Source organism: Rhizobacter sp. P1_G5, assembly GCF_056405435.1.
The window spans coordinates 1-542 of sequence record NZ_JBFUCB010001210.1 but is presented as its reverse complement, the minus strand read 5'-3'; the positions used below and the strand labels follow the sequence as shown (position 1 = coordinate 542).

General features: G+C 79.5%; 1 pseudogene. It reads left to right on the top strand.

The features are described 5' to 3' along the window. Positions 1-542 (top strand): annotated as a pseudogene (locus AC1D12_RS35010) (hypothetical protein); the annotation flags it as partial.

The window sequence follows — 542 nt, the reverse complement described above, 5'->3', positions numbered from 1 at the left end:
ACCCGAGCCCCGGCACGGTACCGTCGTTCCGGCCGGCCGCTGCGCCGGTGGTGGTGCCTCCAACCCCGCCCGCCCCGCCGCCGCCGGCCGCGCGGGCGTTCGCCCCGCCGCCCCCGGTCGCGCCGCCCGCCACCGCCGCCCGGCTGCCGGACGACTTCGACCCGTTCGCCGACCTGCCGTCGCCGGCGTCGGGATCGGCCTCCGCCGATCCGCTGGCCGGCTTCATGGGCAGCTCCGCTTCCGCGCCGCCGCCCGCGCCGGCCGGTGGCTCGCTGCCGGTGGATTTCAGCCTCGGCGACCTGCTGGGTTCGCCGACCGCGGCGCCGTCGTCCAGCCTCGACGCGATGTTCGGGCTCGGCAATGCGCCTGCCGCCAGCAGCGGCGGGGACCCGCTGGCCGCCTTCCTCGCCGCCCCCCCGCCGGGCGGCACGTCGGCCAACACCGATCCGCTGGCGATGTTCGGTGGTGGTGCGCCCGCGGCACCGGCCGCCGCGATCCCGGCCGACTTCGACCACACGCCCGAGCTGCGCGGCGCCTACGTG